This window comes from Chromobacterium sp. CCUG 30098 (assembly GCF_059916605.1).
The window spans coordinates 129,750-146,442 of record NZ_JAUCGS010000010.1 but is presented as its reverse complement, the minus strand read 5'-3'; the positions used below and the strand labels follow the sequence as shown (position 1 = coordinate 146,442).

The window sequence follows — 16,693 nt, the reverse complement described above, 5'->3', positions numbered from 1 at the left end:
AGAAATGCAAGAAATCCATTTGTCAATTTTCATGGGTGCGAAATGAGAGAGCTGACTTCAATGCAGGCGGCCTGCTGGATGGGCCGGGGCGATCATTCCGATCTGGGTGGCGTCTCTGCGCATTTGTATGCGGAGTTCGACGGCCAAGCCGTTGATCTGCCGCGCCTGGTGGCCGCGCTGGCCAGGTTGGGCCGCGAACACGGAATGCTGCGCGCCTGCGTGACGGCGGACGGCATGCAGGCGCTGGCGGCGGCGGAGAAGGCGCCTCATCTGGAGGTGGAGGATTTCACCGCCTTGGAGGGCGAGGCGCTGGCGCAGCGCCTGGAAGCCAAGCGCCAGCAGTGGACACATCAGCGGCTTGACCTGGCGACCGGTCAAGCCGTTCGTTTTTCCATCAGCTTGTTTGGCGCGGGCGACAGCCGGCTGCATGTGGACGCGGACATGATCGCGGTGGACCCGTCCAGCTTCCGCGTGCTGATGGAGGATCTGGCGCTGTTTTACGAAGCCCCGGACGCGGAGACGCCGCCCACGCCGTCCTTCTTTGAGTGGTGCGACCGGGCGCGGGACGAGCCCTGGCTCAAGGCGGCGCGGGAGCGGGACCGCGATTGGTGGCGGGAGCAATTGCCCAATATCGCGCCGGCGCCGTCCTTGCCGCGCCGGGCGGTGCCGGCGGGCGCGGCGTCCAGCCAGCGCCTGTGCGCCTGGCTGGCGCCGGAGCAGCGCCAGGCTTTGCGGCGGCTGGCCAAGGCGCAGCGGCTGACGCTGTCCGGCCTGATGCTGGGCGTGTTCGCCCAAGCCTTGGGCGCGGCCACCGGGGACCGGCGCTTCCGGCTGAACGTGCCGGTGTTCTGGCGGCCGCCGCTGATGGAGGGCGCGGAGCGCATCATCGGGGAGTTCGCCAATCTGGTGTTGCTGGATGTGGATTTGGACGCGGCGCCGACTTTGGGCGCGCTGTGCCGAAACCTGGCCGCGCAGTTGCTGGAGCGCGCCGGCCATTGCGCTTATCCGGGCGTCAACCTGATGCGGGATCTGTCCCGCCATCACCGCTCGCCGCAGATTGCGCCGGTGGTGTTCACCGCGGCGCTGGACATGCCGGGCGGCGAGCTGTTCTCTGAGCGGGTGCGGCGCGTTTTCGGCGCGATGAACTGGGTGATTTCGCAGGGGCCGCAGGTGGCCTTGGACGCGCAGATCGTCAGCGCGGACGGCGGGGTGTTGATCAATTGGGACATCCGCCTGGACGCCTTGCCGCAAGACTGGATCACGCAGCTATTCAACGATTTCGTGGCGCTGGCCACCGCCGTGGCGGCGGACCCGGCCGCGCTGGAGCGCCCGCTGGCGCAGCCGGAGGCGGAAACGCCGCTGTCGGTGTTGCAGCAGGCTTACCTGTTGGGCCGCACCGCGCAACTGCCGCTGGGCGGGGTGGCGATGCAGGAGTTCCGCGAATACCACGGGACGATGGACCCGGCGCTGCTGCGCGCCCGGCTGGGCGAGATGGCGCGGCGTCACGATTGCCTGCGCACGGTGATAGACGTCACGCGTTTACGGCAGCGGGTCCGCGCGCAGCCGCGGGTGAATCTGCGGGAGGTGGATTTGCGCGCCTTGTCGCCGGCGGCGGCCCAGGAGCGGGTGGCGGCGGCGCGCGAGGATTACGCCCACGCGCTGTTTGATCTGGAGCACGCGCCGTGGGAGCTGACGCTGTTCCTGCTGCCGGACGACAGCTTGACGGTGTTTGCGCGTTTCGATGCCTTGATTGTCGACGGCCGTTCCATCGCCGCGCTGATGCTGGAGCTGTTCCAGGGCGTGGCGGAGCCGAGCAGGCCGGCCGCCGCCGCGGCGGCCGAGGCGTCCGCGGAAACCCGCAAGGCGGACGCGCTGTATTGGAAAAACAAGTTGGCCGATTGCGGCGGCGCGCCGCGGCTGCCTTGGCGCAAGCCCTTGGATCAATTGGGCGTGGCGCGCTATGAGCGGCAAAGCCTGACGGTGAGCGCGGAGCGTTTCGAGCGACTGGGCAAGCTGGGCAACGGCCAACGCTTTTTCAAGAACACCACGGTGATGGCGCTGGTGTTGGAGGTGTTGTCGCACTGGCTGGACGAGGGCGGCTTGTGCGTGGCGGTACCGGTGGCGCCGCTGCCGTCCGGCGGTTTCTCCAACCGTTCCAGCTTTATCGCGGTCACGTGGCCGGCGGGGCTGGACAGCCTGGCGGAGCGCGGCCGCCGCTTGCAGGCGGACGTGATGGAGGGCTTGCAGCACCTGGCCTTCTCCGGCGTGGACCTGGCGCGGATGTTGTTTGAAAGCCATGGCCCCGGCCCGGCGTTGCCGGTGGTGGTGACCAATGGGCTGTCGTGGCCGGTGGCGGCGGACGGCGCCATGCGCCAGATCGGCGGGTTGACCCAGACGCCGCAGGTGGCGATGGATCTGCGTTTTTCCGCGCGGGCGGACGGCGCGCTGGTGTTTGACATCGATTACGCCCGCGACGCTTTGGAGCCGGCGCTGGTGGGCGCGGTGCTGAGCGCGCTGGAGCGGGCCATCGAGCAAGTGGTGGACAGCGGCGTGTTCGAGGCCCCGGCCGGGCGGGTGCTGGATTACCGCCATTACCGGCTGAACAGCGTGGAGGCCGAGGCGCGGCGTGAGGATTTCCTCGGCCGCATCGCCGCCCAGATCTTCGACCCGGACAACGCCAGGGTGGCGCTGATCAGCGGCCAGCGGCGGATACGCTACGGCGAGCTGGGCGAGTCGGTGTCGCGGGCGATGGCGGCGCTGAAGGCGCGCGGCGTCAGCGCCGGCCAGGTGGCGGCGGTGTGCCTGCCGCGCGGCCCGGAACACACCATCGTCACCCTGGCTTGCGCCTTCAGCGGCGTGGTGTGGGTGCCGATAGACGCGGCGTCGCCGGAGGAGCGGCTGCGTTATTTGCTGGACAACTGCCGGCCAAACCTGGTGGTGGCGGCCCAGCCGCTGCCGACGGAGCATGCGCGGGCCACGCCGGAGCAACTGTTGGCGGAGGCCGCGCCGCTGGCCGCGCGCGGCGGCTGGCAGGCGCTGTCCCTGAGCGAGACGCCGGCGTACTACCTGTACACCTCGGGCACCACCGGCAAGCCCAAGTGCGTGGTGCTGTGCAACCGGGCCACGGCCAACGTCATCGGCGCCACGCTGGAGCACTGGCAGGTGAGCCCGCGCGATGTGTGCATGTCGGTGACGCCGCTGCATCACGATATGTCGGTGTTCGACGTGCTGGGCAGCCTGAGCGCCGGCGCCACGCTGGTGTTGCCGGAGGCGGGCGAGGAGAAGGACGCGGTGCGCTGGAACCAGCTGGTGGACGAGCACGGCGTCACGCTGTGGTGCACGGTGCCGGCCATGTTGGAGATGTTGCTGTCTTGCCGGCGGGAAGGCGGGCTGCAAAGCCTGCGGCTGGTGGCCCAGGGCGGGGATTACATCAAGCCGTCCATCATCGCGGACTTGCGCGCCGGCCTGCCGGCGGCGCGGCTGTTGTCCTTGGGCGGGCCGACGGAAACCACGATCTGGAGCATCTGGCACGACATCGTCGCGGAGGATTGCGCCAAGGTGCCTTACGGCCGGCCGCTGCCCGGCAACCGCTATTGGCTGCTGAACGAGCGCGGCGAGCATTGCCCGGCCGGCGTGGCCGGACGCATCCACACCGCCGGCGTCAATCTGGCGCTGGGCTATCTGGAAAACGGCGAGCTGACCCAGCACGACTTTGTCACGGTGCGGGACGAGGCCGGCCGGGAGGCGCGCGCCTTCCGCACCAGCGACTGCGGCCGTTACCGGCCGGACGGGGTGATGATGTTCGACAGCCGGGTCAACGGCTACGTCAAGGTGCGCGGGGTGCGGGTATCGCTGCCGGACATCGAGATGGAGCTGATCAAGCATCCGGCGCTGGCCCATGTGCTGGTGGTGGATGTGGGCGATGAGCGGCAGGGGGAGCTGGGCATAGGCGCGCTCTACGTGGCCAAGCCCGGCGCGGAGGCGAGCGCGGCGGATCTGCGCGAGCATGCGCGCCGCGTCCTGCCGCAATCCCATGTGCCCACGCGTTTCCTGCGGGTGGCGCAGCTGCCCTTGTCGCAAAACGGCAAGCCGGACCGCCGCGGCGCGCGCGCCTTGTTGCAGGCGCCGGCCCATGTCCCGGCCCAGGATCGCGTGGCGCCGCCCGCGCCCGTTGTCGCGGTTACAGAGGCCCCGGCCGCGGCGACGCGGCACCGGCGGCCGGTGCTGGACATTTATCTGGGCGTGCTGGGGCGTTCCTACCAGGAGCTGGCCGACGAGTTGCTGGATTTCAGCAGCATGGGCTTGTTGCCGCAGCATCTGAAAACCATCGCGGCGCGCATGCGGGAAACCTTCGCCGTGGAGCTGTCGCCCGGGCAGCTGCTGCGTTGCCGCAATGTGGCGGATGTGGAGCGTTTGCTGGCGGCTGGGCAGCCCTAAACCAACTCACCCCGGGGCGGCTTCTCCGCCTTGGGGGCAATCGATAGAACCTTGGGAGTTTTTCGCATATGGAAATGGCGAACGTAGATGTTGCCGGCGTTGGCATCGGGCCGTTCAATCTGGGCTTGGCGGCCTTGTTGTCGCGTCACTCGGACATCAAAGGGGTGTTTCTGGAGCGCAAGCCAGCGTTCCGCTGGCATGAGGGCTTGCTGTTGCCGGGCACCACGCTGCAAGTGCCGTTCCTGGCCGATCTGGTCACGCTGGCGGACCCCACGCATCCGCTCAGCTATCTGAACTATCTGCACCAGCATGACCGCCTTTACCAGTTCTACTACTACGACAACACCCTGGTGCCGCGCATCGAATACGACGATTACTGCCGCTGGGCCGCGCAGCAGCTGCCGGCCTGCCGCTTTGGCGAGGAGGTGCGGGACGTGGCTTACGAAGCGGACGCGGGGCGTTTCGTGGTGGACAGCGAGTCCGCGTCGGGCGGGATGCGCCGCTACGCCGGCCGCGATCTGGTGGTGGGCGTGGGCACTTCGCCGTGGCTGCCGGCGTGGGCGCGCGCCAGCCGCCACCCGCGGGTGATCCATTCCGCCCAGTTCATCCCCAATCAACAAGCGCTGTCGCAATGCCGGCGCGTCACTGTGATCGGCTCCGGCCAGAGCGCGGCGGAGTGCGTGCTGGCGTTGTTCCGCGAGCTGAGCCCGGAGCAGGCGGCGGCCGGGGCGTCCATTCAGTGGATCACGCGCGCGCCGGGTTTCCACCCGATGGAGTTTTCCAAGCTGGGGCAGGAGTGCTTCACCCCGGCTTATATGCAGTACTTCCACAGCATCCCGCGGGAGAAGCGCCGCGAGGTGGTGGCCGGCCAGGGCCTGCTGTACAAGGGCATCAGCTTCTCCACCATCGGCGATATTTTCGATCTGCTCTACGAGCGTTCGATAGGCGGCCGCGAGCCGGGCCTGAAGCTGTATTCCAATTGCGATGTGGAGGCGCTGGAGGAGCAGGGCGCGGACGGCGCGCTGCGCATGACTTGCCATCACCGGCAACTGGGGCAACGTTGCCAGTTGGAGACGGACGCCATCGTCGCGGCCACCGGTTACGCCCACGCCTGGCCGCAGTGGTTTGAGCGCTTGAAGGAGACGGTGCTGGAGGTGGACGCGCAGGGCGATTGCATCGTGGAGGAGGATTTCACCGCCCGCCGCCGCGATCAGGGGCCGGGCCGGGTGTTTGTGCAGAACGCGGAGATTTTCCAGCACGGGGTGGGCTCGCCGGACCTGGGCATAGGCCCGATCCGCAACGCGGCCATCATCAATCAGTTGCTGGGTCAGCCGCGTTATCGCCTGCCGCAGCGTTCGGCGTTCCAGCATTATGGGCTGCCGCAGGGCTAGGTTCTAAACCGGCCGTGGGTATCGCCTGCGGCTCCACCCACCCGACGATGGTTGCTTGTCGCGGTAGGGTGGGTGGAGCGCAGCGATACCCACGCGGACCGGGGCCGGGGCGCATCGGGTACGCGGTTGCCTGAGCGCTAGCGTCGTTTCAAAACACTGAACAAAGATTGTGAACAGGCTGAGCTGTTGGTGGGTATCGCCTGCGGCTCCACCCACCCTACGAAGGCTGCTTGTCGCGGTAGGGTGGGTGGAGCGCAGCGATACCCACGCGGATCGGGTTCTGAAGCCGAATGGAATTGACGCCCCCGCTCTCGTTTGAGGGCGGGGGCGTCAAGGTTTTGCGCGCCGTATCACCGACGCGCAGCGGACCGTGAGCGGCGGCTTAGCCCAGCAGCTCTTCCAGCCTCCGCTCGCTGGCGTCGCCCGCGCTCAAGAGCGCGAACAAGCGGTGCAGCGTGGCGCAGATGGCCTCTAGCTGGGCGGCGGAGTAGCGCTCCGCGCGGTAGGTGATGACCAGGCGCAGCGAGCCGTCGTGCGCGTCTTCCATGATCTCGAACTGCAGGCCGAACATGGATTCGCTCTTGTCCGGGTCGATCTGGCGGTAGCGGATCTCGCCGCCGTCCGGGGCCGGCAGCGCGCCGTTGAGCGCGTTGTTGGCGTGGACCTGGACGTAGACGTCGAACAGCAGGCCGTCCGCCGGCGTCATGCCCAGCGCGTTTTGCACCAGTTCCAGCGGAATGTCGGCGTAGGCCATGGAGTCGTTGATGGTCAGGGTCACGTCCTTGAGCAGGCTGCCCAGCGATTGCCCGCGGTCGAAGCGCACCCGGTGCGCCACCATGGTGGTGAAGTAGCCGACGGTGTCGAAATACGCCGCGTCGGTGCGGCCGGAGGACGAGGTGCCGATCACGATTTCCGGCAGATCGCCCAGCTTATGCAGGGCCAGCGCGATGGCGGTATAGACCACGCTGAACAGCGAGGAGTCATGACGCTTGGCGAAGGCGGTGATCGCTTCCTGCGTGCCCGGCTCGGGCTTGAACTCCAGCCATTTGGCCTTGAAGCCGGCGGCTTGGTCGGGCGCGGCGGCCGGCGCGGCCGGGTCCGGCAGGCGCAGGCCCGGCGTGGCGCCGCGCAGCATGGCGGTCCAGTAGTCCATGTGGCGCGGGTTGACGCCCTGGCTTTGTTGTTCCAGCGCGAAGGCGTGGAAGGAGGGCGCCGGGGCGGCCCATTGCGGCGCCTTGCCGGCGGCGCGGGCGCGGTAGGCCAGCGCCAGCTCGTCCATCATCACATTGAGCGACCATTCGTCGATCGCCATGTGATGCACCAGGAAGGACAGGGTCTGGCGGCCGGTGGCCGGGTGGCGCAAGAAGCGTATCCGCAGCGGCAGTTCCCGGCTCAGGTCGAAGCGGTGGGCGGCTTCGTCCGCCAGCGTCAGCCCCTCGCTCTCCGCGCTGCTCCAGAACCACTTGTAGCCGCCGATTTCCGTCAGCGGCACGATGCGCTGCAGCGCGGCACCGTCTTCTTGATGGAAGGTGGCGCGCAGGCTGGCGTGGCGTTCCAGCAAGTCCGTGAAGGCCAGGCGGAACAGGTTTTCGTCCACCGGATCGAGGAAGTCCAGCGCGAAGGGCAGGTTGAAGATGGTGCCGAAGTCGTAGGCGGCGTAGGCGCGCCACAGCGAGGCTTGCGCCAGCGCCAGCGGCGCTTGCCGCACTTCGGCGGACGGCGCGGCCTGACGGCGTTGTTCGCTGACGGTGGCGCGCGCGGCCAGCGCGGCGGCGGTGGGCGCTTCAAAGAAGTCGTTGAAGCGGATCTGGATGCCGTGCTTGCTTTGCAGGGTGCCGATGATGCGGGTGGCCAGCAGGGAATGGCCGCCGAAATCGAAGAAGTTGTCGTCCGGCTTCATGCCGGGCTCGGCCAGCACGGCGCGCAGTTCGCTCAGGATGACGGCGGCGATCGCGTCCTGGCCGTCGGCGGCGGGCTGGGCGGCCGCCGGCGGGCGGTAGCCGGTTTCGCCGGCCTGCAAGGGCAGCGGCGTCAGCGCCAGCGGGCGGCGGGCGGCGTCCAGTTGTTGATAGCCCTGGGCCAGCGCGTCCGCCAAGGCCTTGAAGGGCTGGGCCGGCTCCAGGATGGGGTGCAGGCTCAGCGCCAGCACGGCGCTGTGTTCGGTGTGGACGATCAGGGCCTGGAACGGCGGCTGCGTCTCCGCGTCCCAGGGCGCCGCGCGCAGCGCGAGCAGGCGCTCGGCCAGCTGGGCTTCGCTCATGCGCGGGAAGGCGATGCAAGGGTGCCAGCCGTCCACATGGGATTTGCGCAGATCGCCGTCGTCGCTGAACTGGTAGCGGGCGTTCAGCTCCGGCCGGGCCTGGATCAGCTGTTGCAGCGCCAGGGTCAGCAGGGCGAGGTCCGTTTGCTCGTCCAGCCGCCAGGCGTCGACAAGGCGGTTCAGGCGTTCCGGGTGTTGCTGCTGCAATAGCCAGCATTGTTCTTCGTGAAGGCTCAGGGGCAGGCGCTGCGACGGGATGTCGGGGTGGGGGTGCGACAAGAGTGGTCTCCTTCTGAAATTCAACAGCCAATAATCGTTGCGGGCGGCGACGGGAGGCCTTTGACGGTCGCCAGTCAACAGGACGCGTCGTCGGGAGATGACGGCCCTGGGAATGCGTGCGGCGGGTTCTTGCGATGAGATGTCTACGGCATGGAAGGCGCGGGATTCCGGCCGTGTCAGTCATGGCCCCATCGGGCTGAGGGGGCGCTTATGCGTCATGCCCGGCGGCCGTAAACTGGCTTTTCGGCATAATTCATGCAAAGGACATTGGTTGATTACGTCTTGTATGACGTATTGACAATGTCGGTGATAATAATAAAAATGATTATCATTTGCAAATACAAGTGAAAAGGAGAGGGGCGTGGACAATGGCCCGATCACTTTTCAGTCGCAATTGCGGAGCTTGTACCTGGATCACCACGGCTGGCTGTGCGGCTTGTTGCAGCGCAAGTTGGGCAATCCGAACGATGCGACGGAGCTGGCTCACGACATTTACCTGCACCTCATCCAGAAAGGCCGGCTTCCGCCGGCGGACGAATCGCGCTGCCATTTGGCGCAAATCGCCAAAGGCAAGGTGATTGATCTGCTGCGCCGCCGCCGGCTGGAGGCCCGTTATCTGGAAAGCCAGGCCTTGCAGCCGGAGCCGCGCGCGCAGTCGGAAGAGGCGCGCGCGCTGGTGAAGGAGGAGATCAAGGGCGTGGACCTGGCGCTGATGGGCAAGTCGTTCAAGGTGCGCCAGGCCCTGCTCTTGTCCCGGCTCAACGGCATGAGCTACGGCGATATCGCCGCGGAGCTGCAGGTGTCGGTGTCGTCGGTGGAGAAATACGTCGCGCTCGGCCTGCAGGCTTGCCGCCGCAGCGTGGAGGCCGGCCTGGGGCAGGGCGCGTGCAAGCCGCATTCATTAATTCGTGTCGTAGAGGAGTTGTCATGAGTGTTGAGGAAGAGGTTTTGGGAGAGGCGGCCGCGGCCGGGCCTATCGCCCGCGTGTTGGCGCCGATACGCGGCCGGCTGATCGCCGCCGGCTTGCTGGCGGGTTTGGGGTCCATGCTGAGCCTGGCGCCGCTGGCCGGCGTCGCCCATATCGCGCAGCTGGCGCTGGGTCAGGGCGCGGCCGCCTTGGGCGGCGATGTCTTGTGGCGGGTGGTGGGCCTGAGCCTGCTTTGCCTGTTCGCCGGCATGACGCTGATCCTGGCCGGCGACGTGGTGGCCCATCTGGCGGACAACCGCATCACCGGCCTGCTGCGTCTGGCCATCACCCGCCGGCTGGCCAAGGTGCCGCTGGGCTGGTTCACCAGCCGCGCCTCGGGCGAGGTCAAGCAGGCGATGCACGACGATATCGGCACCCTGCACAGCCTGACCGCCCATTTCTACACCACGCTGGGGCGCAGCGCGGGCGCGGTGCTGGCGTCCATTGCGTATCTGTTCGCGATGGACTGGCGCATGGCCATCGCCTCGCTGCTGCCGTTTCCGCTGTTCTTCCTGTTCTTCGCGCGGGCGCACAAGGCCAGCGCGGCCAATATGGAGAGCTTTGGCGCGGGCATGGCGCGCATCAACAACGCGGTGGTGGAGTTCGTCAACGGCATTCCGGTGGTGAAGGCCTTTGGCGCGCAGCACAAGGCGCACGGCAGCTACCGCGCGGCGATAGACGCCTTCGCCAGCGCCTTCACCGATTTCACCCGGCCGCTGGTCAGTTCCATGGCCAACGCCAACGCCATCATCGCGCCGGTGTCGGTGTTGGGCGTGGTGCTGGCTTTCGGCGCGCTGATGGTGGGCCTGGGCTGGATCGCCCCGGTGGACGTGCTGCCCTTCGCTCTGGTGGCGCCGGGGCTGAGTTCGCCGCTCTTGATGCTGAGCTATATCACTCATGATTTGAACCACGCCACCGGCGCGGCCCAGCGCGTGCACGCGCTGCTGCAGACGCCGGTGCTGGAAACCGGCGCCGGCGCGGCGCGGCCGGCCGACGCCGAGATCCGCGTGGAAGGGCTGAGTTACGGCTATTCCGAGCAGGAGCCGGTGTTGTCCGGCATCGATTTCACGCTGGCCCCGGGCACGGTGACGGCCATCGTCGGCCCCTCCGGCGCCGGCAAGTCCACGCTGGCGCGGCTGCTGCTGCGTTTCTTCGACCCCAGCGCCGGGCGCATCACCCTGGGCGGCGTGGATCTGCGGCAGCTGGACAGCGCGGAGCTGTATCGACGCATCGGCTTCGTGCTGCAGGACGTGAGGCTGATCCACGCCAGCGTGCGTGACAACATCGCGCTGGGCCGGCCTTCCGCCAGCCAGGCGGAAATCGAGGAAGCCGCGCGCATGGCCAATATCCATGATCGCATTCTCGAACTGCCGCGCGGCTACGACGCGGTGATCGGCGAGGACGTGCAGTTCTCCGGCGGCGAGGCTCAGCGGCTGAGCATCGCCCGCGCGGTGTTGCTGGACCCGCCGGTGCTGGTGCTGGACGAGGCGACGGCGGCGGCCGACGCGGAAAACGAGGTCAAGCTGCAGCAGGCGCTGTCCGCCTTCGCCCGCGGCCGCACCCTGGTGGTGATTGCGCACCGGCTGGACACGGTGATGCAGGCGGACCAGATCCTGGTGGTGGACAAGGGCCGGCTGATCGAGCGCGGCCGCCATCAGGAGCTGCTGGCGCAGGGCGGCTGCTACGCGCGGCTGTGGGCGCAGGGCCATTACGACAAGACCGGAGCAGCAGAACAGGAAGGATTGGTGCCGCAATGTTGAAGACTTTTATTCGGCTGCTGGGGGACGACGCGGTCAAATTGCGCCGCTACGCGTGGCTGGCGCTGATCTACAGCTTGCTGTGCGGCGTGACCATCGTGATGTTGGCGCCGGTGCTCAGCCATCTGCTGGCCGGCGAGGCGCGCGCGGCCGGCGTGTGGCTGGCGGCGCAGGCGCTGGGCGTGGCGCTGTGCTGGGGCCTGCGGCGCAAGGTGGAAAAAGCCGGCATCGCCGTCGGCATCGCCGTGCTGCAAGGCGGACGCCACCGGCTGGCCGAGCATGTGGGCAGCCTGCCGGTGGGCTGGTTCAGCGCCGGCAACACCGCCCGGCTCAACCACATCGCCACCCAGGGCATGATGGAAATGGCCCAGCTGCCGGCCCATGTGTTCACCCCGTTGTTCGTCGGCGCGGTGACGCCGGTGGTGGTGTTGGGCGCGCTGTTCGCCGTCAACCCGCTGATGGGTTGGGTGGGCTTGGCCAGCCTGCCTTGCCTGCTGCTGGTGTTTTGGCTGACCGCGCGGCTGAGCCAGCGCGCGGACCAGGCCTATCAGCAGCACGCCGGCCAGAGCAGCCAGCGCATGGTGGAGTTCGCGCAGGCGCAATCGGTGCTGCGCGCCTTCAACGGCGAAAGCGGCGGCACGCGTTTTCTGGAGCAGGCCATCGCCCAGCAGCAGCAATCCGGCCGGCGCTTGATCCGGCTGTCGGCGCTGTCCTCGGTGCTCAATGTCTGGGCGGTGCAGGCCAGCTTCGCCGCGCTGCTGTTGGTGGCCGCGCTGTGGCTGAGCGACCACGCCGGCCTGGGCCTGACCCCGGCCACGGTGGTGCCGGCGCTGGTGGCGCTGATGCTGATGAGCCGCTTCATCGACCCGCTGCTGGATGTGGCCGGCTATAGCGAGGTGCTGCGCGGCGCGCGCGGCCAGCTGCAGGCGGTGGCCAAGCTGTTCGAGGTGGAGCCGATGGCGGAGCCGGCCCGTTCCGGCGCGCCGGCGGACGCCTCGGTGGAATTGAACCGGGTGGGCTTCCGCTACGGGCCGGAACAGGCGCAGGTGTTGAGCGAGTTCAGCCTGCGCATAGAGCCGGGCAGCATGACCGCGCTGGTGGGCGCGTCCGGCTCCGGCAAAACCACGGTGCTGCGCCTGATCGCCCGCTTCTTCGACGTGGACCAGGGCGAGGTGAAGGTGGGCGGCGTGGATGTCCGCGATCTGTCCAGCGAGCGGCTGGCCGGCCAGATCAGCCAGATCTTCCAGGACGCTTATCTGTTCCAGGGCAGCATCGGCGACAACATCCGCATCGGCAAGCCGGACGCCAGCGACGCCGAAGTGCTGGCGGCGGCCAGGCTGGCCGGCGTGGAGGAAATCATAGAACGGCTGCCGCAGGGCCTGGACACGCCGGTGGGCGAGGGCGGCGCGCGGCTGTCCGGCGGCGAGCGCCAGCGCATTTCCATTGCGCGCGCGCTGATCAAGGACGCGCCCATCCTGCTGGTGGACGAAGCCACCGCGGCGCTGGACACCGAGAACCAGGCCGCCATCGCCCAGGCGCTGGCGCGGCTGCGCGGCAAGCGCACCCTGATCGTCATCGCTCACCAGCTGTCCACGGTGGAGATGGCGGACCAGATCGTGGTGCTGGAGGACGGCAAGGTGCGCGAGCAAGGCAGTCATGCCGAGCTGAGCGCGGGCTCCGGCCTCTACGCCCACTTCCTGGAGCAGCGCAGAAGCGCCAAGGGCTGGCGCATCACCGCGGCGGCGGCCGCAGAGGCGCTGTCTTGAAACGACTCGCCTTGCCGCTGCTGCTGTTGGCCTGCAGCGGCCTGTCCCTGATGGTGGGGGCCAAGCAGATGGCCTGGACCGGGCCGCTGGCCCTGTCCGACGACAGCTGGCTGACCCTCACCGCCAGCCGGCTGCCGCGTTTGGCGGCGCTGCTGCTGGTGGGGGTGGGGCTGGCGGTGTGCGGGGTGATTCTGCAGCAGATCGTGCGCAACCGCTTTGTGGAGCCGGCCACTTCCGGCGGGCTGGACGCGGCCAAACTGGGCATCCTGGTGGGGCTGAGCCTGGCGCCGGAGGCCGGCAACCTGGGGCGGATGCTGTTCGCGCTGGCCTTCTGTTTCGCGTCCAGCCTGGTCTTCATCGCCATCATTCGCCGCATCCAGTTCAAGAACACCGTGCTGGTGCCGGTGATAGGGCTGATGTATGGCAGCGTGCTCAGCGCCGTGGCCGAGTTCTACGCCTATCGCCACAACATCCTGCAAAGCATGCAGGGCTGGCTGCTGGGCGATTTTTCCAAGATCGTCGAAGGCAATTACGAGATCGTCTACCTGATCCTGCCCATCGTCGCGCTGGCCTATTGCTACGCCCACCGCTTCACCGTGCTGGGCATGGGCGAGGAAATGGCCGCCAGCCTGGGCCTGAGCTACGCGGCCACCGCGGCGTTGGGCCTGGTGCTGGTGGCGGTGACGGTGGCTGCCACGGTCATCACCGTGGGGGCGATTCCCTTTGTCGGCCTGGTGATTCCCAATCTGGTGGCGTTGCGCTGGGGCGAAAACCTGCAGCGCACGCTGCCCATCGTCGCCGCCTGCGGCGCCTTGTTGATGTTGGTTTGCGACATCATCGGCCGCCTGCTGATTTACCCGTTCGAAGTGCCCATCGGCCTGACCGCGGGCAGCGTGGGCGGCGTCCTGTTCCTGATGATGATTCTATGGAAGCACAAATGAGGGACGCCCTGATCCGCCGCGGCGTCTGGGCGCTGGCGGCGGCGCTGGCGCTCGCGTTCCTGCTGCTGGGCTCCGGCCTGGATTTCGATTACGTGATACCCAACCGGCTGCTGCGCCTGGCCGCCATCGTGGTGGCCGGCGTCTGCATCGCCGTGTCCGCGCTCACCTTCCAGACGCTGACCGGCAACCGCATCCTGACCCCGGCCATCATGGGCTACGAGGCGATCTATCTGTTGTTGCAGTCCTTGCTGGTCATGGCGCTGGGCGCGCAAAGCCTGGCGTTGCTGGGCCGTCACGGCAACGCGCTGCTGTCCATCGCGGTGATGCTGGCCTATTCCTGGGCCTTGCACCGCGCGCTGTTCCGCAAGGAGCGCAACGATCTCTACCTGCTGCTGCTGAGCGGCCTGGTGCTGACCATGGTGCTGGGCACCTTCACCCAGTTCATCCAGCTCAAGACCAGCCCCGGCGAGTTCGCCATCCTGCAGGGCTTCAGCTACGCCTCCTTCAACCGGGTCCAGCCCGGGGCGCTGCTGTTCGCCGCGCTGCTGACCGCGGCCGCGGCCTGGCTGGTGCGCCGGCGGCTGGCGGTGCTGGACGTGCTGCTGCTGGGGCGAGAGCAGGCCATTTCCCTGGGCGTGGATTACCCCGGCAATGTGCGCATGCAGTTGGCGCTGATCGCGGTGCTGGCGGCGGTGTCCACCAGCCTGGTGGGGCCCACCGCCTTCATGGGTGTCTTCGTCGCCAACATCACTTACGCGCTGGCGCGCACCTTCCGGCACCGGGTCACGCTGCCGCTGGCCTGCGCCGTCGCCATCGCCATCTTTATTGCTGCCCAACTCCTGGTGGAGCAGCTGTTCAATTACAAAACCACCGTCAGCATCCTGGTCAACCTGGTGTGCGGCGCCTATTTCCTGGCGCTGATGGTGCGCAGCAGAGGACATGCATGATCACGCTTGAGCGCGTCTACAAAGCCTACGGCGACAAACAAGTGCTGCGCGACGTCAATCTCAGTTTTCCCTCCCGGCAAGTCACCTCGCTGATCGGCCCCAACGGCGCCGGCAAGAGCACGCTGCTGATGTCCGTCGCCCGGCTGCTGAAGCCCAGCGCCGGCCGCATTCTGATGGACGGCGAGGAGATAGAGCGGATTCCGCTGCGCAGCTACGCCAAGCGCGTGGCCACCTTGCGCCAGCACCCCAATATCGGCCTGCGCCTGACGGTGGAGGAACTGGTGGGTTTCGGCCGCTTCCCTTACAGCCAGGGCCTGCTGAGCCGGGACGACCGCCGCGCGGTGGACGAGGCGCTGGCCTTCCTGGGCTTGCAGCCGCTGCGCGCCCGCTATCTGGACGAGCTCAGCGGCGGCCAGCGGCAGATGGCTTTTCTGGCGATGAGCATCGCCCAGCAGTCCGACTACCTGCTGTTGGACGAGCCGCTCAACAACCTGGACATGAAGCACGCGGTGCGCATCATGCAGGCGATACGCCGGCTGAGCGAGGAACAAGGCCGCACCGTGATCCTGGTGGTGCACGACATCAACTTCGCCGCCAATTACTCGGACCACATCGTCGCGATGAAGGCGGGCGCGGTGCACGGCTGCGGCCCGGTGGCCGAGGTGGTCACCCAGGCGCGGCTGCGCGATCTCTACGGCCTGGCCGTGGACATCCTGCCCAGCGAGCGCGGCTTCGTCTGCAATTACTTCAATCCCTCACCCACTGGAGAAACCGTATGAGCATTCATAAGACGCCGCGCGCGGCCCTGCTGGCGCTGGCCGTGGCCGGCGGCTTGCTGGGCTGCGACACCCGACAGGCCGCGCCGGAAGCGGCCGCCGCCGCGCCGGCGGCCCAGGCCGCCTACGCCCCGCTCACCGTCAAGCATGAGCTGGGCACCACCCAGATCAAGAAGCGGCCGGAGCGGGTGGTGGCCTTCGACATGAGCGAGCTGGACGCGCTGGACCAGTTGGGCGCGCCGGTGGCGGGCATCTCCAAGGACTATGTGGCCGGCTTCCTGAAGAAGTACGAGCAGGACCCCAAGGTGATGGACGTGGGCACCACCATCCAGCCCAATCTGGAACGGCTGCACGCGCTCAAGCCGGATCTGATCCTGATCTCCCCGCTGCAGGCGCAGAGCTATCCGGAGCTGAGCCGCATCGCGCCGACGCTGCATTACGACATCGACCTCAACAACCGCCCCGGCCATACCCTGGACACGGCCAAGGAGCATTTGCTGACCCTGGGCCGGATTTTGGGCAAGGAGGCGCTGGCGCGCGAGAAAGCCGGCGAGATCGACGCCAAGATCAAGCAGGTGCGCGAGGTGACCGCCGGCCGCCCAGAGAAGGCCTTGATCGTGCTGCACAACAACGGCGCTTTCACCTCCTACGGCGTGCGCTCGCGCTACGGCTACATCTTCGACACCCTGGGCGTGAAGCCGGCCAGCAATGAGACCAATAGTGGTCTGCACGGCCAGCCCATTTCCAATGAGTTCATCCAGCAGGCGGACCCGGACATCTTGTACGTGATAGACCGCACCGCGGTGATGGAGCGGCGGCCGGCCCTGAATCTGAAAACCCTGGACAACCCGCTGCTGCGGCAGACCAAGGCCTGGCGCAAGGGCAAGGTGATCTTCGCCGACGCCGAAACCTGGTATCTGTGCACCGCCAGCCTGAGCTGCCTGAACCGGATTGGGGATGAGGTGATCAAGGGCTATCGCAGCTGAAAGCCGGTTTACGATCTTTGCTGCCGTGTTTTGAAATCCAGCGCGGTACGCGGAAAACCGCGCAGCCGATGTGTCCCGGCCCTTCAAGAGATTTCCGCGTGGGTATCGCTGCGCTCCTCCCACCCTACTGATGACGAGCAAGCCTGTGTAGGGTGGGAGGAGCCGTAGGCGATACCCACCAGCGGT

The 16,693-nt window shown here is 67.7% G+C and carries 10 protein-coding genes; 9 read left to right on the top strand and 1 reads right to left on the bottom strand.

Translation table 11 applies throughout. The features are described from left to right. The first annotated feature begins 42 nt into the window (after positions 1-42). Together QUG03_RS19940 and basC are read left to right on the top strand one after the other, a co-directional pair. Positions 43-4,437, top strand: a complete 4,395-nt coding sequence (locus QUG03_RS19940) for an amino acid adenylation domain-containing protein (RefSeq protein ID WP_500820773.1) — start codon at positions 43-45, stop codon at positions 4,435-4,437. Between the two features lie 74 nt (positions 4,438-4,511). Next, positions 4,512-5,828, top strand: coding sequence for a putative histamine N-monooxygenase (basC, locus tag QUG03_RS19935; RefSeq protein ID WP_500820772.1), 1,317 nt, complete (start codon positions 4,512-4,514; stop codon positions 5,826-5,828). A gap of 382 nt (positions 5,829-6,210) precedes the next feature. Here the strand turns inward: basC and QUG03_RS19930 are convergent, their stop codons facing one another. After that, complete coding sequence (locus QUG03_RS19930) at positions 6,211-8,367, bottom strand: condensation domain-containing protein (RefSeq protein WP_500820771.1); 2,157 nt, start codon at positions 8,365-8,367, stop codon at positions 6,211-6,213. A 361-nt stretch (positions 8,368-8,728) separates the two neighbouring features. On the opposite strand from QUG03_RS19930, the gene QUG03_RS19925 reads away from it, so the two are divergent. The 7 genes from QUG03_RS19925 to QUG03_RS19895 are packed head-to-tail and all read left to right on the top strand — an operon-like array spanning position 8,729 to position 16,507. Then, positions 8,729-9,298: a sigma factor-like helix-turn-helix DNA-binding protein gene (locus QUG03_RS19925; RefSeq protein ID WP_253314688.1), complete on the top strand. Its 570-nt coding sequence runs from the start codon at positions 8,729-8,731 to the stop codon at positions 9,296-9,298. Continuing rightward, positions 9,295-11,094: an ABC transporter ATP-binding protein gene (locus tag QUG03_RS19920; RefSeq protein ID WP_500820770.1), complete on the top strand. Its 1,800-nt coding sequence runs from the start codon at positions 9,295-9,297 to the stop codon at positions 11,092-11,094. Before QUG03_RS19925 ends, QUG03_RS19920 begins: the two co-directional genes overlap by 4 nt. Then, positions 11,088-12,857, top strand: a complete 1,770-nt coding sequence (locus QUG03_RS19915) for an ABC transporter ATP-binding protein (RefSeq protein WP_500820769.1) — start codon at positions 11,088-11,090, stop codon at positions 12,855-12,857. Before QUG03_RS19920 ends, QUG03_RS19915 begins: the two co-directional genes overlap by 7 nt. After that, complete coding sequence (locus tag QUG03_RS19910; RefSeq protein ID WP_500820768.1) at positions 12,854-13,798, top strand: ABC transporter permease; 945 nt, start codon at positions 12,854-12,856, stop codon at positions 13,796-13,798. The genes QUG03_RS19915 and QUG03_RS19910 overlap by 4 nt, the downstream gene beginning before the upstream one ends. Continuing rightward, on the top strand, positions 13,795-14,745 hold the full coding sequence (locus tag QUG03_RS19905) for an iron chelate uptake ABC transporter family permease subunit (protein WP_500820767.1): 951 nt from the start codon (positions 13,795-13,797) through the stop codon (positions 14,743-14,745). The genes QUG03_RS19910 and QUG03_RS19905 overlap by 4 nt, the downstream gene beginning before the upstream one ends. Continuing rightward, a complete protein-coding gene (locus tag QUG03_RS19900; protein ID WP_227106188.1) occupies positions 14,742-15,524 on the top strand; it encodes an iron ABC transporter ATP-binding protein in 783 nt (260 codons plus the stop codon). The genes QUG03_RS19905 and QUG03_RS19900 overlap by 4 nt, the downstream gene beginning before the upstream one ends. After that, a complete protein-coding gene (locus tag QUG03_RS19895) occupies positions 15,521-16,507 on the top strand; it encodes a siderophore ABC transporter substrate-binding protein (RefSeq protein WP_500820766.1) in 987 nt (328 codons plus the stop codon). Before QUG03_RS19900 ends, QUG03_RS19895 begins: the two co-directional genes overlap by 4 nt. Positions 16,508-16,693 lie beyond the last annotated feature (186 nt).